Genomic DNA, 24,586 nt, shown 5'->3' with positions numbered 1-24,586 from the left:
TTCGCGGGCAAGCCCGCTCCCGCAACGGGCAGTTCAGCCCGTCAGCTGGGGCTGCGCATCATGTCGTACAGTTCGTTCAGCAACTTGCGCCGACTGAACACCAGCTGCCAGCGGTGCCCGCCCAGCTGCCGCCACAGGCGCGCGGCGCGGATGCCGGCCAGTAGCAGGGCGCGGATCTTCGAGGCGTTGTTGGGCTGCTGCAGGAAGCGCATGTCGCCGTGCACCTGGATACGTTGGCGCAAGGTGCTCAGGGTGTCCTGGTACAAGGCTCCACTGGAAGCGATGACGTTTTCGTGAACCAGGCCGAAATGATCGGCCTGCGACTGGATTTGCGGCAGGCGGTTGCCGATGGTGTCCAGCAGGTCGCCACGCTTGTTCAGCTGGCGCTCCAGGCCCAGCATCGACAGGGCGTAGCGCAGCGGCTCACGTTGCAGGCTGTTGGGGTCGCGCTCAAGGGCGCCGATCAGCGCTCGGTAGCCGTCGCGCAGGTTCAGGTCGTCACCGCCGAACACCTCCAGGGTGTCCTTGGGGTCGCGCACCAGCAGGCTGCCCAGCATGCAGCCGATATTGGCTTCACTGGCCTGGCCGGTGCGGGCGATGCGGTCGACCAGCACGGCGGCCTGGAACACGCCACCCAACGCAATCAGCTGCTCCTGCAGGTTGCTCATGCGCGCGGGCTCCACGGCTCGGCAGCCTCGATCACGCCGCCGCCCAGGCACACTTCGCCATCGTAGAACACCACGGACTGGCCAGGCGTAACGGCGCGCTGAGGCTCGTCGAACACGGCGCGGTAGCCGCTGGCGGTGCGCTCCAGGGTGCATCGCTGGTCGCTCTGGCGGTAGCGCACCTTGGCAGTCAGCTGACGTGGGTTGCCGAGGTCGACCGGGTTGACCCAGAAAATTTCCGAGGCCAGCAGGGCGCGGGAGAACAGCCATGGGTGCTCGTTGCCCTGGCCGACCACCAGCACGTTGCGAGCCAGGTCCTTGTGCAGCACGTACCACGGCTCGTCACTGGCATCCTTCAGGCCGCCAATGCCCAGGCCCTGACGCTGGCCGATGGTGTGGTACATGAGGCCATGGTGGCGACCGATCACTTCACCTTCGGTGGTTTCAATATCGCCCGGCTGGGCCGGCAGGTACTGCTTGAGGAAGTCGCTGAAGCGGCGTTCGCCAATGAAGCAGATGCCGGTGGAATCTTTCTTCTTGGCGGTGGCCAGGCCGTGTTTTTCGGCAATGGCACGCACTTCGGGCTTTTCCAGTTCGCCGACCGGGAACAGGGTGCGGGCAATTTCCTGGCCGCCGACGGCGTGCAGGAAGTAGCTCTGGTCCTTGTTCGGGTCCAGGCCCTTGAGCAGTTCGGTGAGCGCACCGGTATCGCGGCGGCGCACGTAGTGGCCAGTGGCGATCAGGTCGGCACCCAGCGACAGGGCGTAGTCGAGGAACGCCTTGAACTTGATTTCGCGGTTGCAGAGGATGTCGGGGTTGGGGGTGCGGCCAGCCTTGTATTCCTCAAGGAAGTGCTCGAACACGTTGTCCCAGTATTCGGCAGCAAAGTTGGCGGTGTGCAGCTTGATGCCGATACGGTCGCACACGGCCTGGGCGTCTGCCAGGTCTTCACGGGCGGTGCAGTATTCGGTGCCGTCGTCCTCTTCCCAGTTCTTCATGAACAGCCCTTCCACCTGGTAGCCCTGCTCGATGAGCAGAAGGGCTGAGACGGAAGAGTCCACGCCGCCGGACATGCCGACGATGACGCGGGTCTTGGCGGGGTCTTTAAGTGCTGGGCTGGTCATGGGTACCGGTGTGTATCAAGGGGGAAAAACGCCGATTCTATCAAACCCGTGGCGCCGCGTCAGTCGCGTAGCAGGTCGAGGCTGTGCAGCGGGCCGTTGAGGTAGTCATCCAGGCAGCGTGGCACCAGCTCGCTGCGCCAGCGGGTTGGGTCGGCCAGCAGTTCGTCGCGGGTCAGCCACACGGCGCGGACGATGTCGCTGTCCAGTGCCAGGTCGGCATGATGGCGCACGGGGCGGGCGGCGAAGCAGACGCGCTGGTAGGTCACGCCGTTGCTGGGGGCGGTGTACAGGTAGATGCCGACCACACCGGTCAGCTCGACTTCCCAGGCAGTTTCTTCCAGGGTTTCGCGCAGGGCGGCCTGGGGCAGGGTCTCGTTGGGCTCGAGGTGGCCGGCAGGCTGGTTGAAGACGTGCTGGTTGGCTTTGAACTCCTCGACGAAGAGGAACTTGCCTTCGTGCTCGACGATGGTCGCTACGGTGATGTGGGGTTGCCAGGTCATTTGCCATGTCCTTTCAGGTTGCCGGGACCGCCTTGCGGTCCTTCGCGGGCTCGCCCGCTCCCACAGGTGCTGTGCAGGTCTTGCTGGCAGCACCTTTCCTGTGGGAACGGGCAAGCCCGCGAAGGGCTGCGCAGCGGCCCCGATCCAGAAAGCACAAACCCCGGTGCGTGGCCGGGGTTTGTGCTGTTACTTCAAGCGAACCTTACAGGGCAGCAATGGCGCTGTTCAGGGTCTGGCTTGGGCGCATCACCTTGGCGGTCAGCTCGGCATCCGGGGCGTAGTAGCCGCCGATGTCGGCTGGCTTGCCCTGAACGGCGTTGAGCTCGGCGACGATGGTCGCTTCGTTCTCTGCCAGGGTTTTGGCCAGCGGTGCGAAGCGTGCCTGCAGGGCAGCGTCGTCCGACTGAGCAGCCAAGGCCTCGGCCCAGTACAGGGTCAGGTAGAAGTGGCTGCCGCGGTTGTCGATGCCACCGACTTTGCGCGACGGCGACTTGTTGGTGTCGAGGAACTTGCCGGTAGCCTGGTCCAGGGTGTTGGCCAGAACCTTGGCGCGCGGGTTGTCGTAGGTGTTGCCCAGGTGCTCCAGGGAAGCGGCCAGGGCCAGGAATTCACCCAGCGAGTCCCAACGCAGGAAGTTTTCTTCAACCAGCTGCTGTACGTGCTTCGGAGCCGAACCGCCGGCGCCGGTTTCGAACAGGCCGCCGCCGCTCATCAGCGGCACGATCGACAGCATCTTGGCGCTGGTGCCCAGTTCCATGATCGGGAACAGGTCGGTCAGGTAGTCGCGCAGCACGTTGCCGGTCACCGAGATGGTGTCCTTGCCTTCGCGGATGCGGGCCAGGGAGAACTTGATGGCATCGACCGGTGCCAGGATGCGGATGTCCAGGCCGGTGGTGTCGTGATCTTTCAGGTACTTCTGCACCTTCTCGATCATGACGCCGTCGTGGGCGCGGGCCGGGTCCAGCCAGAACACCGCCGGGGTGTTGCTCAGGCGAGCACGGTTGACGGCCAGCTTGACCCAGTCCTGGATCGGTGCGTCCTTGGTCTGGCACATGCGGAAGATGTCACCGGCTTCAACGCTTTGCTCCAGTACCACGTTGCCCTTGCCATCGACCACGCGCACGACGCCATCGGTGTTGATCTGGAAGGTCTTGTCGTGGGAGCCGTACTCTTCGGCCTTTTGCGCCATCAGGCCAACGTTCGGCACGCTACCCATGGTGGTCGGGTCGAAGGCGCCGTTGGCCTTGCAGTCTTCGATGGTGGCCTGGTAGATGCCGGCATAGCAGCGGTCCGGGATCACGGCCTTGGCGTCTTGCAGTTCGCCTGCGGTGTTCCACATCTTGCCCGAGTCACGGATCATGGCCGGCATCGAGGCGTCGACGATCACGTCGCTCGGCACGTGCAGGTTGGTGATGCCTTTGTCGGAGTTGACCATGGCCAGGGCCGGGCGCTCGGCGTACAGGGCCTGGATGTCGGCTTCGATCTCGGCCTGCTTGTCGGCTGGCAGGTCCTTGATACGGGCGTACAGGTCGCCGATACCGTTGTTGGCGTTGAAGCCTACTTCGGCCAGGGCAGCGGCGTGCTTGGTCAGCACGTCGTTGTAGAATTCTTCGACGATGACGCCGAACATGATCGGGTCGGAGACCTTCATCATGGTGGCTTTCAGGTGCACGGACAGCAGCACGCCGGCGGCCTTGGCATCGGCGATCTGCTCGGCGATGAAGGCTTTCAGGGCCTTGCGGCTCATGGTGGCGCAGTCGATGACTTCGGCGGCTTTGACGGCGGTCTTTTCTTTCAGCACGGTGGTGCTGCCGTCTTTGCCGACCAGCTCGATGCGCAGGCTGTCGTCAGCTTCGATCAGTGCGGCTTTTTCGCTGCCGTAGAAGTCGCCCTGGGTCATGTGGGCAACGTGCGACTTGGAGTCAGCGGCCCAGGCGCCCATCTTGTGCGGGTGCTTGCGGGCGTAGTTCTTGACCGACAGCGGCGCGCGGCGGTCGGAGTTGCCTTCGCGCAGCACTGGGTTCACGGCGGAGCCCTTGATGCGGTCGTAGCGGGCACGGGATTCTTTTTCTTCCGCGGTGGCCGGCTCGTCGGCGTAGTCAGGGATGTTGAAGCCCTTGCCTTGCAGTTCCTTGATCGCGGCTTTGAGCTGCGGTACCGAGGCGCTGATGTTCGGCAGCTTGATGATGTTGGCTTCAGGGGTGGTAGCCAGCTGGCCCAGTTCCGCCAGGTGATCGCCTACTTGCTTCTCTGCGCCCAGTTGCTCCGGGAAGGCGGCAAGGATACGGCCAGCCAGGGAAATGTCGCGAGTTTCGACAGCGATGTCAGCCGAAGCGGTGAACGCTTCGATGATCGGCAGCAGCGAGTAAGTGGCGAGGGCGGGGGCTTCGTCGGTGAAGGTATAGATGATCTTGGAACGGGTGGGCATGCGGGTTAACTCTCTGTGTGCTGAGCGTGCTCGAGTCTCGTGGTGCGCAGGGTAGGCGCATCGCCCTGGCAGCGCCATGAGCGGAAAGTCGAGAGGCTGCGAGCGGTGATGGTGGATGCATCAGTCGAGCGTCAAGTGCTGGGGTGCGGTAACAACCCAGGCTTAGTGGCCATTCATGGCCTAGGGCGGTCCGCATTTTCCTGGGATTCGCCCCGATGACCCTTCGGTCGCGGCGGAGTATACCAAACCATTTGGGCTAATCAGCAAGGCCAAGTGATATCGGCCCATTTATAAGACCAAAGACTAAGCGGCAATGTGGCGGGTTGTCGCATGCCTTGCAGGTCGGCAGATGTGGTTTAGGCTCAGTGGATCGCACGATGTCCAAACCACACCCGACAGCGGAGTAGTGCAAGCATGGGATACCAGAAAATCAAGGTTCCGACCGACGGCGCCAAGATCACCGTCAATGCAGATCATTCGCTTAATGTGCCTGATCATCCGATCATTCCTTACATCGAGGGCGACGGGATCGGCGTCGATGTCTCGCCGGTGATGATCAAGGTGGTCGATGCCGCCGTGGAGAAGGCCTACGGCGGCAAGCGCAAGATTGCCTGGATGGAGGTGTACGCTGGCGAGAAAGCCACCCAGGTGTATGACCAGGATACCTGGCTGCCACAGGAAACTCTCGATGCCGTGCGGGATTATGTGGTATCGATCAAGGGGCCGCTGACCACCCCGGTCGGTGGTGGCATCCGCTCGCTCAACGTGGCCCTGCGCCAGCAACTGGACCTGTATGTGTGCCTGCGGCCGGTGCTGTGGTTCCAGGGTGTACCGAGCCCGGTGAAAAAGCCTGGCGACGTCGACATGGTGATTTTCCGCGAGAACTCCGAAGACATCTATGCCGGCATCGAGTGGAAAGCCGGATCGCCCGAGGCGGACAAGGTGATCAAGTTTCTTAAAGAGGAAATGGGTGTCACCAAGATCCGCTTCGACCAGGACTGCGGCATTGGTGTCAAACCGGTGTCGAAGGAGGGTACCAAACGACTGGTGCGCAAGGCCCTGCAATACGTGGTGGATAACGACCGCGAATCGCTGACCCTGGTGCACAAGGGCAACATCATGAAGTTCACCGAGGGGGCCTTCAAGGACTGGGGGTACGAGGTGGCGCGTGACGAGTTCGGCGCTGAACTGCTCGATGGCGGCCCGTGGATGAAGTTCAAGAACCCCAAGACCGGCCGCGAGGTCATCGTCAAGGACGCCATTGCCGACGCCATGCTGCAGCAGATCCTGCTACGCCCGGCCGAGTACGACGTGATCGCCACCCTCAACCTCAACGGTGACTACCTGTCCGATGCCCTGGCGGCGGAAGTGGGCGGTATCGGCATTGCGCCGGGCGCCAACCTGTCCGACACCGTGGCCATGTTCGAGGCCACTCACGGCACTGCGCCCAAGTATGCCGGGCAGGACAAGGTCAACCCGGGCTCGGTGATCCTCTCGGCAGAGATGATGCTGCGCCACATGGGGTGGACCGAGGCTGCGGACCTGATCATCAAGGGCACCAATGGCGCCATTGCGGCCAAGACCGTGACCTACGATTTCGAGCGGCTGATGGACGGCGCCAAGCTGGTAAGCAGCTCAGGCTTTGGCGACGAAATGATCAAGCACATGTAAAGCAACAGAAAACCGGCCGCCTCCTGTAAAGAAGCGGCCGGTTGTTTCGTATACCGGCACAGTGCAGGCAGTCAGGCTTTTACGGTTTCGCTTTGCGGCTCGCCGATGGATCTGGCAGCCTCTGCCGCGGCGGCCGCGGCATCCTTGATTTCGATGGCGTGCAAGCCTTTGGGGCCCTGGACGATGTCAAATACCACGGCCTGGCCTGCCTTCAGGGTTTTGTATCCGTCCATTCGGATGGCGGAATAATGGGCGAACAGGTCATCGGATTTACCTTCCTCATTGATGAATCCATAGCCCTTGGCATTGTTGAACCACTTGACTTTACCGCTTGCCATCCCTATGTCCCTCTGCAAAGGACTCCATCACTGGAGTATCATCCACTTCATCCGCATACGAACCTTGCGAAAAATCTGGTTGACTGCGCGGATCTTTATCGCCCACGGTGGGTTCTTATTGGTTGTAACACCGTTTTGCCGATAGTCAAGGTCACGCGGCGCCTGCGCTGGCGGTGGCCTGTGCAGTCAACCCGCAACCTTAACCTGACGCTCATGATGAAATTCTTTCCATGCATGCACCTAGTGAGATTCGACTAACATTCAATCAGGATCGCCCGCAATCGAATGAGGACGACGGCTCAGGTCTTGCAGTCCAGGAAGCCAAGCCGATCCTGCAGGCGCCACCGATGTACAAGGTGGTTTTGTTCAACGATGACTACACGCCAATGGATTTCGTCGTCGAAGTGCTCGAGACGTTCTTCAGTCTGAACCGCGAGCTGGCGACCAAGATCATGCTGACCGTCCATACCGAAGGGCGGGCAGTGTGCGGATTGTTTACCCGTGACATCGCCGAAACAAAGGCTATGCAGGTCAACCAATACGCCAGGGAAAGCCAGCATCCGCTACTCTGTGAAATCGAGAAGGACGGTTAATCGCCGACCACTTGGGTATGAGGTGAAGCTATGTTAAACCGCGAGCTCGAAGTCACCCTCAATCTTGCCTTCAAGGAGGCCCGTTCGAAGCGTCATGAGTTCATGACCGTCGAACATCTGCTGCTGGCACTCCTTGACAATGAGGCTGCCGCGACCGTTCTGCGCGCCTGTGGCGCCAATCTCGACAAGCTCAAGCACGACCTGCAAGAGTTCATCGATTCCACCACGCCGTTGATCCCTGTGAACGACGAAGACCGTGAAACCCAGCCGACCCTGGGCTTCCAGCGCGTGCTGCAGCGTGCCGTGTTCCACGTGCAAAGCTCTGGCAAGCGCGAAGTGACCGGCGCCAACGTGCTGGTGGCGATCTTCAGCGAACAGGAAAGCCAGGCCGTGTTCCTGCTCAAGCAGCAGAGCGTGGCCCGTATCGACGTGGTCAACTACATCGCCCATGGCATCTCCAAGGTGCCAGGGCATGGTGCGCAATCTGAAAGCGACCAGGACATGCAGGACGAAGAGGGCGGTGAAACCTCCTCTTCGAGCAACCCGCTGGACGCCTACGCCAGCAACCTGAACGAGCTGGCCCGTGCCGGCCGCATCGACCCGCTGGTCGGTCGCGAGCAGGAAGTGGAGCGTGTGGCGCAAATCCTGGCCCGCCGGCGCAAGAACAACCCGCTGCTGGTGGGTGAGGCAGGCGTGGGCAAGACGGCCATCGCCGAAGGCCTGGCCAAGCGCATCGTCGATGGTCAGGTGCCCGACCTGCTGGCGCAGAGCGTGGTGTACTCCCTCGATCTGGGCGCCTTGCTGGCCGGTACCAAATACCGTGGTGACTTCGAGAAGCGCTTCAAGGCGCTGCTCGGTGAGCTGCGCAAGCGTCCGCAGGCCATCCTGTTCATTGACGAAATTCACACCATCATCGGTGCCGGTGCGGCGTCGGGCGGGGTGATGGATGCCTCCAATCTGCTCAAGCCGCTGCTGTCGTCGGGTGAAATCCGCTGCATCGGTTCGACCACGTTCCAGGAGTTTCGCGGCATCTTCGAGAAGGATCGCGCCCTGGCGCGTCGCTTCCAGAAGGTGGATGTCAGCGAGCCATCGGTCGAAGACACCGTGGGCATTCTGCGCGGCCTGAAAGGGCGTTTCGAAAGCCACCACAACATCGAGTACAGCGACGAAGCCCTGCGCGCCGCCGCCGAACTGGCCTCGCGCTACATCAATGACCGGCACATGCCTGACAAGGCCATCGATGTGATCGACGAGGCTGGCGCTTACCAGCGCCTGCAGCCGGAGGCCAATCGCGTCAAGCGCATCGATGTGCCGCAAGTGGAGGACATCGTCGCCAAGATTGCGCGTATTCCGCCGAAGCATGTCACCAGTTCCGACAAGGAATTGCTGCGTAACCTTGAGCGCGACCTGAAACTGACCGTGTTTGGCCAGGACCAGGCAATCGACTCGCTGGCCACCGCGATCAAGCTGTCCCGTGCCGGCCTCAAGTCGCCAGACAAGCCGGTGGGTTCGTTCCTGTTCGCCGGCCCTACCGGCGTCGGCAAGACCGAAGCGGCACGGCAGCTGGCCAAGGCGCTGGGTGTGGAGTTGGTGCGTTTCGACATGTCTGAGTACATGGAGCGTCACACCGTGTCGCGTTTGATTGGTGCGCCGCCGGGTTATGTCGGTTTTGACCAGGGTGGCTTGTTGACGGAGGCGATCACCAAACAGCCGCACTGCGTATTGTTGCTCGACGAAATCGAGAAGGCCCACCCGGAAGTCTTCAATCTGCTGCTGCAGGTGATGGACCACGGGACCCTGACCGACAACAACGGGCGCAAGGCCGACTTCCGTAACGTGATCCTGATCATGACCACCAACGCCGGTGCAGAAACCGCGGCGCGGGCGTCGATCGGCTTCACCCATCAGGACCATGCGTCCGATGCCATGGAAGTGATCCGCAAAAGCTTCACGCCAGAGTTCCGCAACCGTCTGGACACCATCATCCAGTTTGGCCGCCTGAGCACGGAGACGATCAAAAGCATCGTCGACAAGTTCCTTATCGAACTGCAGGCGCAGTTGGAAGACAAGCGTGTGCTGCTGGAAGTCAGCGATGAAGCGCGCGGTTGGCTGGCGGTGTCGGGCTATGACGTGCAGATGGGTGCGCGGCCAATGGCGCGGCTGATCCAGGACAAGATCAAGCGGCCTTTGGCCGAGGAGATCCTGTTTGGCGAGCTGGCCGAGCACGGTGGCGTGGTGCACGTCGACCTGCGCGATGGCGAACTTGTGTTCGACTTCGAGACTACGGCTGAGGTCGCGTGATGTGCAGGGGCTGCTTGGCGGCCCCTTGCAATTTCATAAGGCACAAAAAAGCCCGGCACCTGGCCGGGCTTTTTCATGGCTTGAGCTTAGCGCGCACGGTAGGTGATGCGGCCCTTGCTCAGGTCGTACGGCGTCAGCTCGACGCGGACCTTGTCGCCAGTGAGAATACGGATGTAGTTCTTGCGCATCTTTCCGGAGATGTGCGCGGTTACGACGTGCCCGTTTTCCAACTCCACGCGGAACATGGTGTTGGGCAGGGTGTCGACGACAGTACCTTCCATTTCGAAGCTGTCTTCTTTCGACATGCAGTTGAGCCCTCGGATCCAGTGTTAGCCCGACGCATATCCGCACCGGGCAAAAAAGTGGCGTGGATTATGCCGGAAAACTGCGTGTCAAGCCAATGCTTTCAGTTGAGGGTGACCCAGCGCTGGTTTATCAGCAGCTCGATAGGCCGGTACTGCGTCTTGTAGTTCATCTTCTTGCAGTTCTTGATCCAGTAGCCCAGGTAAACCGCGTCCAGGTTCTGGCGCAGCGCTTCGGTGATCTGCCAGAGAATGGCGAAACGGCCAAGGCTGCGGCGCTCCTCGTCCGGCTCGTAGAAGGTGTATACCGCCGACAGGCCATTGGGCAGCAGGTCGCACACTGCCACCGCCATCAACCGGCCTTCCAGGCGAAACTCGTAAAACCAGCAGAACGGCAGGTCGCGCACCAGGAAGGTGGAAAACTGATCGCGGCTGGGCGGGTACATGTCGCCATCGGCGTGGCGCGTTTCGATATAGCGCCGGTACAGCTCGAAAGACTCTTCCCTGAACGCCGGGCGTGCCGCGGTTACGGTCAGGTCGGCGTTACGCTTGAGAATGCGCCGCTGCTGGCGGTTGGGGATGAAGCGCGCCGCCGGGATGCGCGCCGGCACGCAGGCGTTGCAGTTCTGGCAGTGCGGGCGGTACAGGTGGTCGCCACTGCGACGAAAGCCCATTTCCGACAAATCGGCGTACACATGTACGTCCATCGGCTGGCTGGGGTCGAGGAACAGTGTGGTCGCCTGCTCTTCCGGCAGATAGCTGCAGGAGTGGGGCTGAGTGGCATAGAACTTCAACCGCGCCAACTCTGTCATGATCAACCCCTTCGGTGAGACTTTGTTTTAAGTGTAAGCCAGCTACGGGAACTCGCCTAGGCAACCCATGAAGCGCTGTTGGGCTGGTCAAGGTGGCGTGCCAGGTAGTTGGCGAACTCGGCACGGCTGATGGCGTGGGCGCCCAGGCTGTGCAGGTGGTTGGTGGGCATCTGGCAGTCGATAAGCACGAAGCCGGCGTCTCGCAGGTGGTTGACCAAGGTCACGAAACCGACCTTGGAGGCGTTGTCGGCGCGGCTGAACATCGATTCGCCAAAGAACAGCTGGCCCATGGCCAGGCCATAAAGGCCTCCGACCAGTTCGCCGTCCTGGCGAACTTCAACCGAATGAGCGATGCCGCGGCGGTGCAGCTCGCAGTAGGCGTTGCGCATGGTGTCGGTGATCCAGGTGCCGTCAGCGTAATCGCGTGGTGCGGCGCAGGCGGCGATCACGCCCGGGAAGTCGGTGTCGAAGCTGACCTGGTAGCGGCCTTGGCGCATCAGCTTGGCCAGCGAGCGCGACACATGCAACTGGTCAGGCAACAACACCGTGCGCGGGTCAGGTGACCACCACAGGATCGGTTGGCCGTCTTGGTACCACGGGAAGCAGCCGTGGCGATACGCCTGCACCAGGCGCTCGGGGCTCAGGTCACCGCCGGCGGCCAGTAGGCCGTTGGGGTCGTGCAGCGCCTTTTCCAGGGGTGGGAAGGTCAGCGAATCGCGGGTCAGCCAGGTGAGCATGGTCTATCGTGCGGTGGGGGAGGGGAGAGGGCAGCATGGCTTGGGTCAAAAGCGGGGTCAATCTCTTTGGGGGCCTCAACGCCGGCGCGGTACCCTGCACAAGGCTACCCCTACAGAGGGGCACGGCAATTTAGGCAATTTCCTACACATTCATCAAACCGCAGGCACCATCCGCTACATTTGCTGTCACACCTGTGCAAAAACACAGCATAAGCCTTTGTCACAAAAGAAAATGCGTGCTCAAATTGCAGCTATACGAATTCGCCTCCGGCCAAACCCCCATACGGCGTGCCGCCATGGCGGCTGGCGGGCAGTAATGTTAAAAGTAGTGGTTCGTTGGTCGCGCAGCGGCCGATCACTATTGGACGCGCACCACGCGCAGGAATAGACGCGTTTTGAAGAAATCCACCGCAACTCCAGCTCCATTGCCTGTGCCACTGTGGCGGCAGCAGCTGCATTATCGCCTCAAGGAAGGTGCGTTGATCGCTGTCGGCGCCCTGTGCCTGTACCTGTGGATGGCGCTGCTGACCTACGACACCTCGGACCCGGGCTTCAGCCACACCAGCAACGTCGACCAGGTGCAGAATGCTGCCGGGCGTGCCGGTGCCTACTTTGCCGACATCCTGTTCATGGTGCTGGGTTACTTCGCCTATATTTTCCCGCTGCTGCTGGCGGTCAAGACCTGGCAGATTTTCCGCGAACGCCACCAGCCGTGGGACTGGAGCGGCTGGCTGTTCTCCTGGCGGCTGATTGGCCTGGTGTTCCTGGTGCTGTCGGGGGCGGCGCTGGCGCATATCCACTTCCACCCGTCAGCCGGCCTGCCGTTCTCCGCCGGTGGTGCGTTGGGCGAAAGCCTGGGTGATCTGGCGCGCAACCTGCTGAACGTGCAGGGCAGCACGCTGATGTTCATTGCCCTGTTCCTGTTCGGCCTGACCGTCTTCACCGACCTGTCGTGGTTCAAGGTGATGGACCTGACAGGCAAGATCACCCTCGACCTGCTCGAACTGGTGCAGGGCGCGGCCACCCGCTGGTGGGATGCGCGCAACGAGCGCAAGCGCCTTGAGGCACAGCTGCGCGAGGACGAGCCGGTGTTCAAGGCTGCGCCAATGGCTGCCGAGACGCGCGAGCCGGCCAAGCCGTCGCTGCGCGAGCGCATCCTCAAGCGTGAAGAAAAACCCGCCCAGCCGATTGAGCCGACCCTTGCACGCGAACCGATAGTACCTCCGCGTGAAGCGGCGCCTGAGGCATTGGCGCCGCGTGAAACCGTGGCGCCCCGCCAGCAGCACCCAGCGCCCACCATTGTGCCGCCGTCAGCCGCCAGGGCGCCGGAGCCGAGCAAGCGGGCGATGAAGGAAAAGCAGGCGCCGCTGTTCGTCGACAGCGCCGTGGAGGGCACCTTGCCTTCGATTTCCATTCTCGACCCGGCCGAGCAGAAGAAGATCGAGTATTCGCCAGAATCCCTGGCCGGCGTCGGCCAGTTGCTGGAAATCAAGCTCAAGGAGTTCGGTGTTGAAGTGACGGTGGATTCGATCCACCCCGGCCCGGTGATTACCCGTTACGAAATTCAGCCGGCCGCCGGCGTGAAGGTCAGCCGCATCGCCAACCTGGCCAAGGACCTGGCGCGCTCGCTGGCCGTGACCAGTGTGCGAGTGGTCGAGGTCATCCCTGGCAAGACCACGGTGGGTATCGAGATACCCAACGAAAACCGCCAGATGGTGCGCTTCTCCGAAGTGCTGGCCACGTCGCAGTACGACGAGCAGAAATCGCCCGTCACGCTGGCGCTGGGCCACGACATTGGCGGCAAGCCGGTGATCACCGACCTGGCCAAGATGCCCCACCTGTTGGTAGCCGGTACGACCGGCTCCGGTAAGTCGGTGGGTGTGAACGCGATGATTTTGTCGATCCTGTTCAAGTCCAGCCCGGAAGACGCGCGGCTGATCATGATCGACCCGAAAATGCTTGAACTGTCGATCTACGAAGGCATCCCGCACCTGTTGTGCCCGGTGGTCACCGACATGAAGGACGCCGCCAACGCCCTGCGCTGGAGCGTGGCGGAGATGGAGCGGCGCTACAAACTGATGGCGGCCATGGGCGTGCGTAACCTGGCCGGTTTCAACCGCAAGATCAAGGACGCCCAGGAAGCAGGCGAAATCATCCACGACCCGCTGTATCGCCGTGAGAGCATGGATGATGAGCCGCCTGCATTGAAAACCCTGCCGACCATCGTGGTGGTGGTGGACGAATTCGCCGACATGATGATGATCGTCGGCAAGAAGGTCGAAGAGCTGATCGCCCGTATCGCGCAGAAGGCGCGAGCGGCGGGTATCCACCTGATCCTCGCCACCCAGCGCCCGTCGGTGGACGTGATCACCGGCCTGATCAAGGCCAACATCCCGACCCGTATGGCGTTCCAGGTGTCGAGCAAGATCGACTCGCGTACCATCATCGATCAGGGCGGTGCCGAACAGCTGCTGGGCCATGGCGACATGCTGTACATGCCGCCGGGCACCAGCCTGCCGATCCGGGTACACGGCGCGTTCGTGTCCGACGACGAAGTGCACCGCACGGTCGAGGCGTGGAAGCTGCGTGGTGCCCCGGACTACAACGACGACATTCTCAACGGCGTCGAAGAAGCCGGTAGCGGCTTTGATGGCGGCGGCGGTGGTGGCGACGGTGACGATGCCGAAACCGACGCGCTGTATGATGAAGCGGTGCAATTCGTGCTCGAGAGCCGTCGTGCCTCCATTTCTGCCGTGCAACGCAAGCTGAAGATCGGCTACAACCGTGCCGCGCGCATGATTGAGTCGATGGAGATGGCCGGCGTTGTCACCCCGATGAACAGCAACGGCTCGCGGGAAGTGATAGCCCCGGGCGGCCCGCGCGACTGATGAACACCCTGCCGGGCGCCAACGGTGGCGCCCGGCCTTTTCAACGCTCAATGAGGATTCCCATGCGCGCGATTCGCATGCTGTTGGTTTCTGCCCTGACCCTGGGCTCGGTTACTGCTTATGCCGGTGAGCAAGACGTACAACGCCTGACCCAGTTGCTGGAAAAGTCGCAGACCATCGAGGCCAACTTCTCCCAGCTGACTCTGGGCGCCGATGGCGTCAGCCTGCAGGAAACCTCGGGCAAGATGACGGTCAAGCGCCCAGGCCTGTTCTACTGGCATACCGATGCGCCACAGGAGCAAGTGGTGGTGTCGGACGGCAAGAATGTCACCCTGTGGGACCCGGACCTGGAACAGGCCACCATCAAGAAGCTCGACGTGCGCCTGAACCAGACCCCAGCCCTGCTGTTGTCCGGTGACGTGTCGAAGATCAGCCAGAGCTTTGATATCGCGTCCAAGGAGCAGGGCGAAGTGATGGACTTCACCCTCAAGCCAAAGACAAAGGACACCCTGTTCGACTCGCTGCGCGTGTCGTTCCGCAAAGGCCTGATCAATGACATGCAACTGATCGACAGCGTCGGCCAGCGCACCAACATCCTGTTCAATGGCGTCAAGGCCAACCAGGCGGTACCGGACAGCAAGTTCAAGTTCGACATCCCCAAGGGCGCGGACGTGATCAAGGAGTAACCAGAGCTCGCCATGGACCTGTTTCGAAGCGAACCCGTCGCCCAGCCTCTGGCCGCCCGCCTGCGCCCGTCCAGCCTGGATGAGTACGTCGGCCAGGAGCACCTGCTGGCGCGCGGCAAACCGCTGCGCGAGGCCCTGGAACAAGGTGCGCTGCACTCGATGATCTTCTGGGGGCCGCCCGGGGTCGGCAAGACTACGCTGGCGCGGTTGCTGGCGCAGTTCTGTGATGCGCACTTCGAAACGGTGTCGGCGGTGCTGGCCGGGGTGAAAGAGATCCGCCAGGCGGTGGAGGTGGCCAAACAGCAGGCTGGCCAGTATGGCCGTCGCACCATCCTGTTCGTTGACGAGGTGCACCGCTTCAACAAGTCGCAGCAGGACGCCTTTTTGCCCTATGTCGAGGACGGCACCCTGCTGTTCATCGGTGCCACCACCGAAAACCCCTCGTTCGAGCTGAACAATGCGCTGCTGTCGCGGGCGCGGGTGTATGTGCTCAAGAGCCTTGACGAAGCGGCCCTGCGCAAGCTGGTCAACCGTGCGCTGACGGAAGAGCGTGGCCTGGGCAAGCGTAACCTGCGGGTGGGCGACGACGCCTTCAAGATGCTGATGGCCGCCGCCGACGGCGATGGCCGGCGCATGCTCAACTTCCTTGAGAACGCCTCGGACCTGGCTGAAGACGGCAGCGAGATCGACGTCGAGATGCTGCAGAGCCTGCTGGGTGACAGTCGCCGCCGTTTCGACAAGGGTGGCGAGGCGTTCTACGACCAGATATCCGCGCTGCACAAGTCGGTGCGCGGCTCCAACCCCGATGGCGCCCTGTACTGGTTTGCCCGCATGCTCGACGGCGGCTGTGATCCGCTGTACATCGCCCGCCGCGTGGTGCGCATGGCCAGCGAGGACATCGGCAATGCCGACCCGCGTGCGCTTAGCCTGTGCCTGGCAGCCTGGGATGTGCAGGAACGCCTTGGCAGTCCAGAGGGCGAGTTGGCGGTGGCCCAGGCCATCACCTACCTGGCCTGTGCGCCCAAGAGCAACGCGGTTTACGTGGGCTTCAAGACTGCCCTGCGCGAAGCGGCCGAGCACGGTTCGCTGGAGGTGCCGTTGCACCTGCGCAATGCCCCGACCAAGCTGATGAAGCAGTTGGGCTATGGCGACGAGTACCGCTATGCCCACGATGAGCCCGACGCCTACGCTGCTGGTGAGGATTACTTCCCCGACGAACTGGAGCCACGCCAGTACTATCAGCCGGTGCCCCGAGGCCTGGAACTGAAAATTGGCGAGAAGCTGCGCCACCTGGCCGACCTTGACCGCAACAGCCCTCGTCAGCGGAGAAAACCGTGATTGCACTCATCGCCGCGGTCAGCGCGGGAGGTATCGCCGGCACCTTGTTGCGCTTTGCTACCACCAACTGGGTAGCGGCACACTGGCCACGGCACTTCTATGTCGGTACGCTGGCGGTCAACCTGGTTGGCTGCCTGCTGATCGGCTTGCTCTATGGTTTGTTCTTGCACAAGCCGTTGGCGCCGGTCGAATTGCGCGCCGGCCTCATTGTCGGCTTTCTCGGTGGCCTGACGACCTTTTCCTCCTTCTCGCTCGATACCGTGCGCCTGATGGAAAGCGGGCAAGTGCCCCTTGCCTTGGGCTATACCAGTATCAGCGTGGTGGGCGGGCTGCTCGCAACCTGGGCTGGCCTGTCCCTGACCCGATTCTGAACCAACACCTACATATAACGAGAGAACGATATGCTCGATTCCAAACTGTTACGCGGCCAACTTCAGGAAGTGGCGGACCGCCTGGCCTCCCGTGGCTTCAGCCTGGATGTCGCGCGCATCGAATCACTGGAAGAGCGCCGCAAGGCGGTGCAGACCCGCACCGAACAACTGCAAGCTGAGCGTAACGCCCGTTCCAAGTCCATCGGCCAGGCCAAGGCCAAGGGCGAAGACATCGCCCCGCTGATGGCTGATGTCGAGCGCATGGCCAACGAACTGACTGCCGGCAAGGCCGAGCTGGACGCCATTCAGGCCGAGCTGGATGGCATCCTGTTGACCATTCCCAACCTGCCGGACGCCAGCGTACCGGTCGGTGCCAGCGAGGACGACAACGTCGAAGTGCGGCGTTGGGGCACGCCGAAGGCGTTCGACTTCGAAATCAAGGACCATGTGGCCCTTGGTGAAATCAGCGGTGGCCTGGACTTCGAAGCGGCTGCCAAGCTGTCCGGCGCCCGTTTTGCTGTACTGCGTGGTCCGGTTGCCCGTCTGCACCGCGCCCTGGCGCAGTTCATGATCAACCTGCACACCGGCGAACATGGCTACGAGGAACACTACACCCCGTACATGGTGCAGGCCCCGGCGCTGCAGGGCACTGGCCAGTTGCCGAAGTTCGAGGAAGACCTGTTCAAGATCACCCGCGAAGGTGAGGCTGACTTCTACCTGATCCCGACCGCCGAAGTGTCGCTGACCAACCTGGTGGCGGGTGAAATCCTCGACGCCAAGCAGCTGCCGCTGAAACTGGTTGCCCACACCCCCTGCTTCCGCAGCGAAGCCGGCGCTTCCGGCCGTGACACCCGCGGCATGATCCGCCAGCACCAGTTCGACAAAGTCGAGATGGTACAGGTAGTAGAGCCGGCCAAGTCGATGGAAGCCCTGGAAGGCCTGACCGCCAACGCCGAGCGCGTACTGCAGTTGCTTGAGCTGCCATACCGCGTGCTGGCCCTGTGCACTGGCGACATGGGCTTTGGTGCGGTGAAAACCTACGACCTGGAAGTGTGGGTGCCAAGCCAGGACAAGTATCGCGAAATCAGCTCGTGCTCCAACTGCGGCGACTTCCAGGCGCGCCGCATGCAGGCTCGCTGGCGCAACCCGGAAACCGGCAAGCCGGAGCTGGTACATACGCTCAACGGCTCCGGCCTGGCCGTAGGCCGTACCTTGGTTGCTGTGCTGGAAAACTACCAGCAGGCCGACGGTTCGATCCTGGTGCCGGAAGTGCTGAAACCGTACATGGGCGGCGTCGAGGTCATCCGCTAAATGGATTACCTGCCGCTGTTCCACAAGCTGCAGGGCGGCCGCGTGCTGGTCGTCGGTGGCGGTGAGATCGCCTTGCGCAAGGCGCGCCTGCTGGCCGATGCCGGCGGCGTGCTGCGCGTGGTGGCGCCGGACGTCGACGGCCAGTTGGCCGCGTTGGCCCGGGAAGGTGGCGGTGAGGTGCTGGTGCGTGGCTATCAGGCAGCCGACCTGGTCGGTTGCCGGCTGGTGATCGCGGCCACCGACGACCCAGGGCTGAATGCCCAGGTGTCGGCTGATGCGCAGGCGCTTAGCCTGCCGGTCAATGTGGTGGATGCGCCGGCCCTGTGTACGGTGATCTTCCCGGCGATCGTAGACCGCTCTCCGCTGGTTATTGCTGTTTCCAGCGGCGGTGACGCCCCGGTACTGGCGCGCCTGATTCGAGCCAAGCTCGAGGCGTGGATCCCTTCGGCCTATGGTGAGTTGGCCGGGCTGGCGGCACGCTTTCGGCACAAGGTCAAATCCCTGTACCCGGATGTCAACCAGCGTCGCGGCTTCTGGGAAACCGTATTCCAGGGGCCGATCGCCGAGCGTCAGCTGGCCGGGCAGGGTGCTGAAGCCGAACGTCTGTTGCAGGCGATGGTAGACGGCGCACCGGTGCAGCAGGGCGGTGAGGTGTATTTGGTTGGTGCAGGCCCGGGTGATCCGGACTTGCTGACCTTCCGTGCCTTGCGCCTGATGCAGCAGGCCGACGTAGTGCTGTACGACCGCCTGGTTGCGCCCGCCATCATCGATATGTGTCGTCGTGATGCCGAGCGCATCTATGTAGGCAAGCGCCGCGCTGACCATTCAGTGCCGCAGGCCCAGATCAACCGCCTGTTGGTCGACCTGGCCCGGCAGGGCAAGCGGGTGCTGCGCCTGAAGGGTGGCGACCCGTTCATCTTCGGCCGGGGCGGCGAAGAGATCGAAGAGCTGGCCGAGCATGGCATTCCGTTCCAGGTGGTGCCGGGCATTACGGCGGCCAGCGGCTGCTCCGCGTATGGCGGCATTCCGCTGACTCACCGCGACTATGCCCAGTCGGTGCGCTTTGTCACCGGGCACCTCAAGGATGGCACCAGCAACCTGCCGTGGAATGACCTGGTGGCGCCGGCGCAGACCTTGGTGTTCTACATGGGGTTGGTGGGCTTGCCGACCATCTGTGCCGAGCTGATTCGCCACGGGCGTGCCGCGAGTACCCCGGCGGCGTTGGTGCAGCAGGGGACCACGCGTAATCAGCGAGTATTCACCGGTACCTTGGCGGACTTGCCAGACCTGGTGGCCCAGCATGAGGTGCATGCGCCGACCCTGGTGATTGTGGGGGAAGTGGTGCAGTTGCGTGACAAGCTGGCCTGGTTCGAAGGTTCGCAGAACAGCTGAAATCGTTGGGGCTGCAAAGCAGCCCCGGCTTTCTCAAGCCTGCCAAATCCCTTTGCCCACCAACCGCTCTCGATCATGCGGCAAGCCAAAGTCCTGCAATGGCCCTTTAGGCACAATCCCGTTCGGGTTGATGGTCTTGTGGCTCATGTAATAGTGCTTCTGGATATGCTCCATGTTCACTGTACCTGCCACCCCAGGCCATTGGTACAGCTCACGCAGCCAGTTCGACAGGTTGTGGTAGTCGCTCAGGCGGCGCAGGTTGCACTTGAAGTGCCCGTGGTACACGGCGTCGAAGCGCACCAGTGTAGTGAACAGGCGTACATCAGCCTCGGTCAGGTACTCACCCGCCAGGTAGCGATTGCGGCCTAGCAAGGCTTCCAGGTAATCCAGCTCGTTGAACACATCGTCAAAGGCAGCCTCGTAGGCGTCTTGCGTGGTGGCAAAGCCTGCGCGGTACACACCATTGTTCACCGCCGGGTAGATGCGCTCGTTCAATGCTTCGATGCTCGGGCGCAGCGATTCGGGGTAAAGGTCCAGGGTATTGCCAGTCAGCTCGTTGAATGCGCTGTTGAATATGCGGATGATTTCCGCCGACTCATTGTTGACGATGCGCTTCTCTTTCTTGTCCCACAGCACAGGCACCGTCACGCGCCCCGTGTAGTGCGGGTCATCCTGGGTGTAGCGCTGGTGCAGGTAGTGCAGCGCGTCTAGGTGGTCCCCGCTGGAGCCTTGCTGCTGATCGAAGGTCCAGCCATGGTCCTGCATCAGCCAGCTGACCACCGACACGTCGATCAATGGCTCCAGGCCTTTCAGCGCGCGAAAGATCAGGGTGCGGTGGGCCCATGGGCAGGCCAGCGACACGTACAGGTGGTAGCGGCCTGCCTCGGGCGCGGGCAACTGATTGCGGCGCTGGGCGTTCTCTCGCTTGAACGTGCCGTCTTTGCCGTTTTCATACCACTGGTCGTGCCAGCGGCCATCGATCAATAGGCCCATGGTGAGCTCCTGAAACAAGTTGTTTGTCGTTGGAGCCCAGTCTAGGGAAAATCGTTCGAAGAAATAGCGCAAAGATCGGGGTTCTATTATCGGCTAAATCGATCTATCTCGAGTGTCCCAGTAGCCTTGCGCTGTTACGAACGCCTGCTCACGGTGCTGTCCCAAACCACGCAGGGCCAAGGCCATGGTCGCGATCAGGGCCTTTTCGCCATAACTGTCTTCTACTTCGCCACGCCAGAACGCCAGCAAGTGTTGGGCCTGCAAGCTGGGCGGCTTGACATGGCGGCGTTCGCTTAGCGCTGGCCACTCTTCATCCCACGCTTCACCTGCCGTGGTGCCGTAGAGATGGCTGATGACATCGGGGTTGACCTCGATTTCGCCGCCATCCCCCTTGATCACCACGGCATGGTCACCCAGCAGGCGGCTGGCCTCGCGGTGTACTGCCTGGTAACCAGGGTGAAAGATACTCTGCAATCCACAGCGAGCGCCCAGCGGGTTGAGCACTCGCGCCAGCGAATGTATGGGCGAGCGCAGGCCCAGGGTGTTGCGCAGGTCGATCATGCGTTGCAACTGCGGCGCCCAGTCGTGCAGCGGAAAGAATGCCAGTTGATGCTGGTCCAGCGCCTTGCCGACGGCGGCCCAGTCGCGGCACAGCGGAATCTGCAGCAGGCCGAGCAGTTGCTCTGTGTACATACGCCCGGCAGTGTGTGCGCCGCCGCCGTGCATCAGGATGCGCACGCCATTGTTGGCCAGGCACTTGGCCGCCAGCAGGTACCAGGGCAGGTGACGCTTCTTGCCGGCGTAAGTGGGCCAGTCCAGGTCAACGGCGATGCGCGGCGCCTGCAGGTGGGCGCGCAGGGCCTCGGTGAAGCCGGCCAGCTCTTCGGCGCTTTCTTCCTTGTGCCGCAGCAGCATGAGGAACGCACCGAGCTGGGTGTCTTCGACCTTGCCTTCCAGCAGCAGGGTCATGGCTGCGCGGGCCTCTTCGCGTGTCAGGCCGCGCGCGCCGCGCTTGCCTTTGCCGAGAATGCGCACGAATTCGGCGAACGGGTGTTCGGCAGGGGGTTCCAGAGTGAGGGGACGAGGTTCGGTCATATGCAGTTGGTCGGCTTGGGCAGGCCCGCCAGCTTGGCGGCAAGTTTGGCGGGGGTGCCGTTGAACAGGCGGTTCAGGTGCGGGCTGTTGCCCTTTTCAGGGCCCAGCTTGAGGGCCGTGTACTTGATGAGCGGGCGCGTGGCCGGAGACAGCTGGTATTCCTGGTAGAACTGGCGGAGCAGTTCGAGGATTTCCCAGTGGTCTGCCGTCAACGGGATACCTTCGCGCATGGCTAAAGCCTCGGCGGCGTCCCGGGACCAGTCATGCAGGTCGACCAGGAAGCCATCCTTGTCCAGGGCGATCGCCTGATCGCCAACGGTGAGCGTATTCATAGCCAGCTGTTGACCTTGTCGTATTGCAGCGACAGTTCGACGAACCCGGCGTAGTCCACGGTCTTTGCCAGGTCGTTGCCGACCGCGCGGGCCTGTACATCCTCGTCCAGGGCGAACAGGCGCTGGGCCAGGCCGGCGGCTTGCAGAGTGCCATACGGCTCGCTGCCGCTGCGCAGGGCATACACGGCATCACCGCACAGCAGCAGGGCATCTTCGGCTCCGAGCAGGCGTAGGCAGCTGGCCAGGCGCTCGTCGCCAAACGGGGAATGGGCAATTACATGCAGGGTCTTCATCAGAGCGTTACCACCTGGTCAAAGCGAGCTATCAGCGCGGCCAACGCTGCGTCATCGAGCACTTGCACCGGCAGCGCCAGGGTTTCGGCTGCCAGGCCCCGGCGGGCCAGGCTGTGGTTGCAGGCGAACAGTTCTTCGACGCCGAACATCGGCAGCGCCTGCAGGTTGGCGGCCAGGTTCTTCTGTTGCACGGCAGCGGGTTGCTGGTCCGGCGCGAGCTGGAACACACCATCGTCGAGGAACAGCATGCCCAACGGCAGGTCGAACGCGCCGCCGGCCAGGGCGATGTCCAGCGCCTCGCGGGCAGATGGGCCATTCCACGGTGCCTGACGGCTGATAATCAACAAGGACTTGGCCATATCAGTCGCCTCCGAAGCAGACAAGGCGATCGGCCACTTGCGCGGCCTCGTGCAGTTGGCCTAGCCCCGACAGTTCCCAGGGTTTGGGCAGGTTCACGGCCGGGCGCTGGTAGCGGTTGGCCTCGGCTTCGTCGAGCACGCCACGGCGCAGGGCGGCGGCGATACACACCACGGCGTCCAGCTGGTGGGCCTGTATGAACGTGCGCCACTGGCCAGCCACGTCCAGTTCGTCCTGGGGGGCGACCACGTTGGCCGAGGCACTGTGCACCCCGTCCTGATAGAAGAACAGCCGGGCAATCTCATGCCCGCCGGCCAGCACCGCCTCGGCGAAACGCAGGGCGCGCCGCGAAGAGGGCGCGTGGGCCGGGGAGAACACCGCGATAGCGAATTTCATGGCTAACTCATGCAAAGGAATGGTGCCATGATAAAGCAAAAAAGCCCGCGCCCGCTTGTGCAAGCGGGCGCGGGCCAGTCATTCACGCTCAAGGTTCAAGCCTGCTCCTTGCCCTCCGGCAAGAACCAGTTCAGCACCAGCGCACAAATCCCCCCGGTAGCCACACCCGACTCCAGCACATTGCGAATTGCCGCCGGCATGTGCGCCAGGAACTCCGGCACCTGCGCAACACCCAGGCCAAGTGCCAACGACACCGCAATAATCAGCAGCGCCCGACGGTCCAGCCGGGTGCTGGCCAGAATATTGATCCCCGACGCCGCAACCGCGCCAAACATGACCATCGCCGCGCCACCCAGCACCGGCTCCGGCACAGCCTGAATCACCCCAGCAACGCTCGGGAACAACCCCAGCAGCACCAGCATTACGGCAATCCACATACCGATATGACGGCTAGCGATACCGGTCAGCTGAATCACCCCGTTGTTCTGGGCAAAAATCGAGCTAGGGAAGGTGTTGAACAGACCGGCCAGCAGCGAGTTGGCGCCGTTGACCAGCACGCCCCCCTTGATCCGCTGCATCCAAACCGGCCCTTCGACCGGCTGGCGCGACACCTTGCTGGTGGCGGTAACGTCACCGATGGCTTCCAGCGAAGTGACCAGGTAAATCACCAGCATCGGAATGAACAGCGCCCACGAGAAGCCTAGGCCAAAGTGCAGCGGTGTCGGCACCTGGAATAGCGCGGCCTCGTGCATGCCGGTAAAGTCCAGGCGGCCCAGGAAACCGGCCAGCGCATAGCCGACCGCCAGGGCGATGACGATGGCGCAACTGCGCATCCACACCACCGGGGTACGGTTGAGAACGACGATGATCGCCAGTACCACGCCCGACATCAGCAGGTTTTCGCCATTGGCAAAGGTGCCATTGGCCATGGCCCCAAAGCCACCGCCCATGCTGATCAGGCCGACCTTGATCAGCGTCAGGCCGATCATCAACACCACGATGCCAGTCACCAGCGGGGTGATCAGGCGTTTGACGAAGGGCAGGATGCGCGACACGCCCATCTCGACGAACGAGCCTGCGATTACTACGCCAAAAATGGCTGCCATTACGCCCTCAACCGGCGTGCCTTGCTTGACCATCAGCGCACCACCGGCAATCAGCGGGCCGACGAAGTTGAAGCTGGTGCCCTGAACGATCAGCAGCCCCGCGCCAAATGGGCCGAAGCGCTTGCACTGGACGAAGGTGGCGATACCCGAGATCACCAGCGACATCGAAACGATCAAATTGGTATCACGTGCAGATACACCCAACGCCTGGCAGATCAGCAGGCCAGGGGTGACGATAGGTACGATGATCGCCAGCAGGTGCTGCAGGGCTGCCAACAGGCCGATCAACAGCCGTGGCTTGTCCTCCAGACCAAGCACCAGTTCGTTGGCAGGCGCCGCTGCGCCTGGGCTGTGTTCGTGTGAGCTCATTGCTGAAAGCTGCCCCGGAAGAAAAAAGGAGCGCATTCTACGGGGTGATGATGGATAGCGGTAGAGAAAAGCAGGATGTCAGCATGATCGGCGACCATTTGCCTGATTATCTGACTTTTTGGTCAGTTATTGCGGTTGCAGGCATAATTGGCTTGAAACTGATGTAGGTCCGCTGTTGGCGGTCAAGC

At 62.3% G+C, this 24,586-nt stretch carries 25 protein-coding genes; 10 read left to right on the top strand and 15 right to left on the bottom strand.

Going from position 1 to position 24,586, the window contains the following annotated elements:
* Window positions 1–41: 41 nt before the first annotated feature.
* The 4 genes from hflD to ACF8EA_RS25140 all read right to left on the bottom strand — a co-directional run bounded on the left by hflD (window position 42) and on the right by ACF8EA_RS25140 (window position 4,717).
* A complete protein-coding gene (hflD, locus tag ACF8EA_RS25155) occupies window positions 42–668 on the bottom strand; it encodes a high frequency lysogenization protein HflD (protein WP_086978344.1) in 627 nt (208 codons plus the stop codon).
* Window positions 665–1,789: a tRNA 2-thiouridine(34) synthase MnmA gene (mnmA, locus tag ACF8EA_RS25150; RefSeq protein ID WP_021782148.1), complete on the bottom strand. Its 1,125-nt coding sequence runs from the start codon at window positions 1,787–1,789 to the stop codon at window positions 665–667. Before mnmA ends, hflD begins: the two co-directional genes overlap by 4 nt.
* A gap of 59 nt (window positions 1,790–1,848) precedes the next feature.
* Window positions 1,849–2,289 carry an NUDIX hydrolase gene (locus ACF8EA_RS25145; RefSeq protein WP_101196162.1) on the bottom strand — a complete coding sequence of 147 codons (441 nt, stop codon included), beginning with the start codon at window positions 2,287–2,289 and terminating at the stop codon, window positions 1,849–1,851.
* 202 nt (window positions 2,290–2,491) lie between these two features.
* The gene (locus ACF8EA_RS25140; RefSeq protein WP_103469819.1) at window positions 2,492–4,717 is read right to left on the bottom strand and encodes an NADP-dependent isocitrate dehydrogenase; all 2,226 of its coding nucleotides are present in this window, start codon (window positions 4,715–4,717) and stop codon (window positions 2,492–2,494) included.
* Window positions 4,718–5,131: 414 nt separating this feature from the next.
* On the opposite strand from ACF8EA_RS25140, the gene icd reads away from it, so the two are divergent.
* Window positions 5,132–6,388, top strand: a complete 1,257-nt coding sequence (gene icd / locus ACF8EA_RS25135; protein ID WP_021782151.1) for an NADP-dependent isocitrate dehydrogenase — start codon at window positions 5,132–5,134, stop codon at window positions 6,386–6,388.
* Window positions 6,389–6,459: 71 nt separating this feature from the next.
* On the opposite strand, the gene cspD is transcribed toward icd, so the two are convergent.
* Window positions 6,460–6,726 carry a cold shock domain-containing protein CspD gene (cspD, locus tag ACF8EA_RS25130; RefSeq protein WP_103469817.1) on the bottom strand — a complete coding sequence of 89 codons (267 nt, stop codon included), beginning with the start codon at window positions 6,724–6,726 and terminating at the stop codon, window positions 6,460–6,462.
* A 230-nt stretch (window positions 6,727–6,956) separates the two neighbouring features.
* Here cspD and clpS point away from each other — a divergent pair, with 230 nt between their 5' ends.
* On the top strand, window positions 6,957–7,319 hold the full coding sequence (gene clpS, locus ACF8EA_RS25125; RefSeq protein ID WP_003251220.1) for an ATP-dependent Clp protease adapter ClpS: 363 nt from the start codon (window positions 6,957–6,959) through the stop codon (window positions 7,317–7,319).
* A gap of 30 nt (window positions 7,320–7,349) precedes the next feature.
* Entirely contained in the window at window positions 7,350–9,620 is a 2,271-nt protein-coding gene (gene clpA / locus ACF8EA_RS25120; protein WP_012051826.1) for an ATP-dependent Clp protease ATP-binding subunit ClpA, read from the top strand.
* A gap of 86 nt (window positions 9,621–9,706) precedes the next feature.
* Here clpA and infA read toward each other — a convergent pair whose 3' ends face one another.
* The 3 genes from infA to aat all read right to left on the bottom strand — a co-directional run bounded on the left by infA (window position 9,707) and on the right by aat (window position 11,471).
* Window positions 9,707–9,925, bottom strand: a complete 219-nt coding sequence (infA, locus tag ACF8EA_RS25115; RefSeq protein WP_002553999.1) for a translation initiation factor IF-1 — start codon at window positions 9,923–9,925, stop codon at window positions 9,707–9,709.
* A 101-nt stretch (window positions 9,926–10,026) separates the two neighbouring features.
* A complete protein-coding gene (locus ACF8EA_RS25110; protein WP_392523637.1) occupies window positions 10,027–10,734 on the bottom strand; it encodes an arginyltransferase in 708 nt (235 codons plus the stop codon).
* 56 nt (window positions 10,735–10,790) lie between these two features.
* Window positions 10,791–11,471 (bottom strand): leucyl/phenylalanyl-tRNA--protein transferase, encoded by a 681-nt coding sequence (aat, locus tag ACF8EA_RS25105; protein WP_021782154.1) that lies wholly within the window; start codon window positions 11,469–11,471, stop codon window positions 10,791–10,793.
* A gap of 395 nt (window positions 11,472–11,866) precedes the next feature.
* Here aat and ACF8EA_RS25100 point away from each other — a divergent pair, with 395 nt between their 5' ends.
* The 6 genes from ACF8EA_RS25100 (at window position 11,867) to cysG (ending at window position 19,457) form a co-directional block, all read left to right on the top strand.
* Complete coding sequence (locus tag ACF8EA_RS25100; RefSeq protein WP_392523635.1) at window positions 11,867–14,359, top strand: DNA translocase FtsK 4TM domain-containing protein; 2,493 nt, start codon at window positions 11,867–11,869, stop codon at window positions 14,357–14,359.
* 62 nt (window positions 14,360–14,421) lie between these two features.
* The gene (lolA, locus tag ACF8EA_RS25095) at window positions 14,422–15,045 is read left to right on the top strand and encodes an outer membrane lipoprotein chaperone LolA (protein ID WP_021782156.1); all 624 of its coding nucleotides are present in this window, start codon (window positions 14,422–14,424) and stop codon (window positions 15,043–15,045) included.
* A 12-nt stretch (window positions 15,046–15,057) separates the two neighbouring features.
* A complete protein-coding gene (locus tag ACF8EA_RS25090) occupies window positions 15,058–16,383 on the top strand; it encodes a replication-associated recombination protein A (protein WP_010954809.1) in 1,326 nt (441 codons plus the stop codon).
* Window positions 16,380–16,754: a fluoride efflux transporter CrcB gene (gene crcB / locus ACF8EA_RS25085; protein WP_021782157.1), complete on the top strand. Its 375-nt coding sequence runs from the start codon at window positions 16,380–16,382 to the stop codon at window positions 16,752–16,754. The genes ACF8EA_RS25090 and crcB overlap by 4 nt, the downstream gene beginning before the upstream one ends.
* Window positions 16,755–16,784: 30 nt before the next feature.
* On the top strand, window positions 16,785–18,065 hold the full coding sequence (gene serS / locus ACF8EA_RS25080) for a serine--tRNA ligase (RefSeq protein ID WP_101196159.1): 1,281 nt from the start codon (window positions 16,785–16,787) through the stop codon (window positions 18,063–18,065).
* Window positions 18,066–19,457 (top strand): siroheme synthase CysG, encoded by a 1,392-nt coding sequence (cysG, locus tag ACF8EA_RS25075; RefSeq protein WP_392523634.1) that lies wholly within the window; start codon window positions 18,066–18,068, stop codon window positions 19,455–19,457. It begins immediately after the preceding gene.
* 33 nt (window positions 19,458–19,490) lie between these two features.
* Here the strand turns inward: cysG and ACF8EA_RS25070 are convergent, their stop codons facing one another.
* From ACF8EA_RS25070 to ACF8EA_RS25040, 7 genes are all read right to left on the bottom strand, one after another.
* Window positions 19,491–20,450 carry a glutathione S-transferase family protein gene (locus ACF8EA_RS25070; RefSeq protein WP_392523632.1) on the bottom strand — a complete coding sequence of 320 codons (960 nt, stop codon included), beginning with the start codon at window positions 20,448–20,450 and terminating at the stop codon, window positions 19,491–19,493.
* Between the two features lie 93 nt (window positions 20,451–20,543).
* Window positions 20,544–21,545, bottom strand: a complete 1,002-nt coding sequence (locus tag ACF8EA_RS25065) for a glycosyl transferase family protein (RefSeq protein WP_392523630.1) — start codon at window positions 21,543–21,545, stop codon at window positions 20,544–20,546.
* Window positions 21,542–21,877, bottom strand: a complete 336-nt coding sequence (locus ACF8EA_RS25060; protein ID WP_021782162.1) for a TusE/DsrC/DsvC family sulfur relay protein — start codon at window positions 21,875–21,877, stop codon at window positions 21,542–21,544. Before ACF8EA_RS25060 ends, ACF8EA_RS25065 begins: the two co-directional genes overlap by 4 nt.
* Window positions 21,874–22,170 (bottom strand): sulfurtransferase complex subunit TusB, encoded by a 297-nt coding sequence (gene tusB, locus ACF8EA_RS25055; protein ID WP_021782163.1) that lies wholly within the window; start codon window positions 22,168–22,170, stop codon window positions 21,874–21,876. The genes ACF8EA_RS25060 and tusB overlap by 4 nt, the downstream gene beginning before the upstream one ends.
* Window positions 22,170–22,529: a sulfurtransferase complex subunit TusC gene (tusC, locus tag ACF8EA_RS25050; RefSeq protein ID WP_021782164.1), complete on the bottom strand. Its 360-nt coding sequence runs from the start codon at window positions 22,527–22,529 to the stop codon at window positions 22,170–22,172. Before tusC ends, tusB begins: the two co-directional genes overlap by 1 nt.
* A 1-nt stretch (window position 22,530) precedes the next feature.
* Window positions 22,531–22,923: a sulfurtransferase complex subunit TusD gene (gene tusD / locus ACF8EA_RS25045; RefSeq protein ID WP_021782165.1), complete on the bottom strand. Its 393-nt coding sequence runs from the start codon at window positions 22,921–22,923 to the stop codon at window positions 22,531–22,533.
* Window positions 22,924–23,018: 95 nt separating this feature from the next.
* A complete protein-coding gene (locus tag ACF8EA_RS25040; RefSeq protein WP_392523629.1) occupies window positions 23,019–24,398 on the bottom strand; it encodes a nucleobase:cation symporter-2 family protein in 1,380 nt (459 codons plus the stop codon).
* Here ACF8EA_RS25040 and ACF8EA_RS25035 point away from each other — a divergent pair.
* Window positions 24,389–24,565, top strand: a complete 177-nt coding sequence (locus ACF8EA_RS25035) for a hypothetical protein (protein ID WP_392523627.1) — start codon at window positions 24,389–24,391, stop codon at window positions 24,563–24,565. The genes ACF8EA_RS25040 and ACF8EA_RS25035 overlap by 10 nt on opposite strands.
* Window positions 24,566–24,586: the final 21 nt, after the last annotated feature.

This window comes from Pseudomonas sp. YQ_5, assembly GCF_043103305.1.
Lineage (GTDB): Bacteria > Pseudomonadota > Gammaproteobacteria > Pseudomonadales > Pseudomonadaceae > Aquipseudomonas > Aquipseudomonas putida_Y.
The sequence above is the reverse complement of the archived record's forward strand: the minus strand, read 5'-3'. Positions and strand labels throughout refer to the sequence as shown.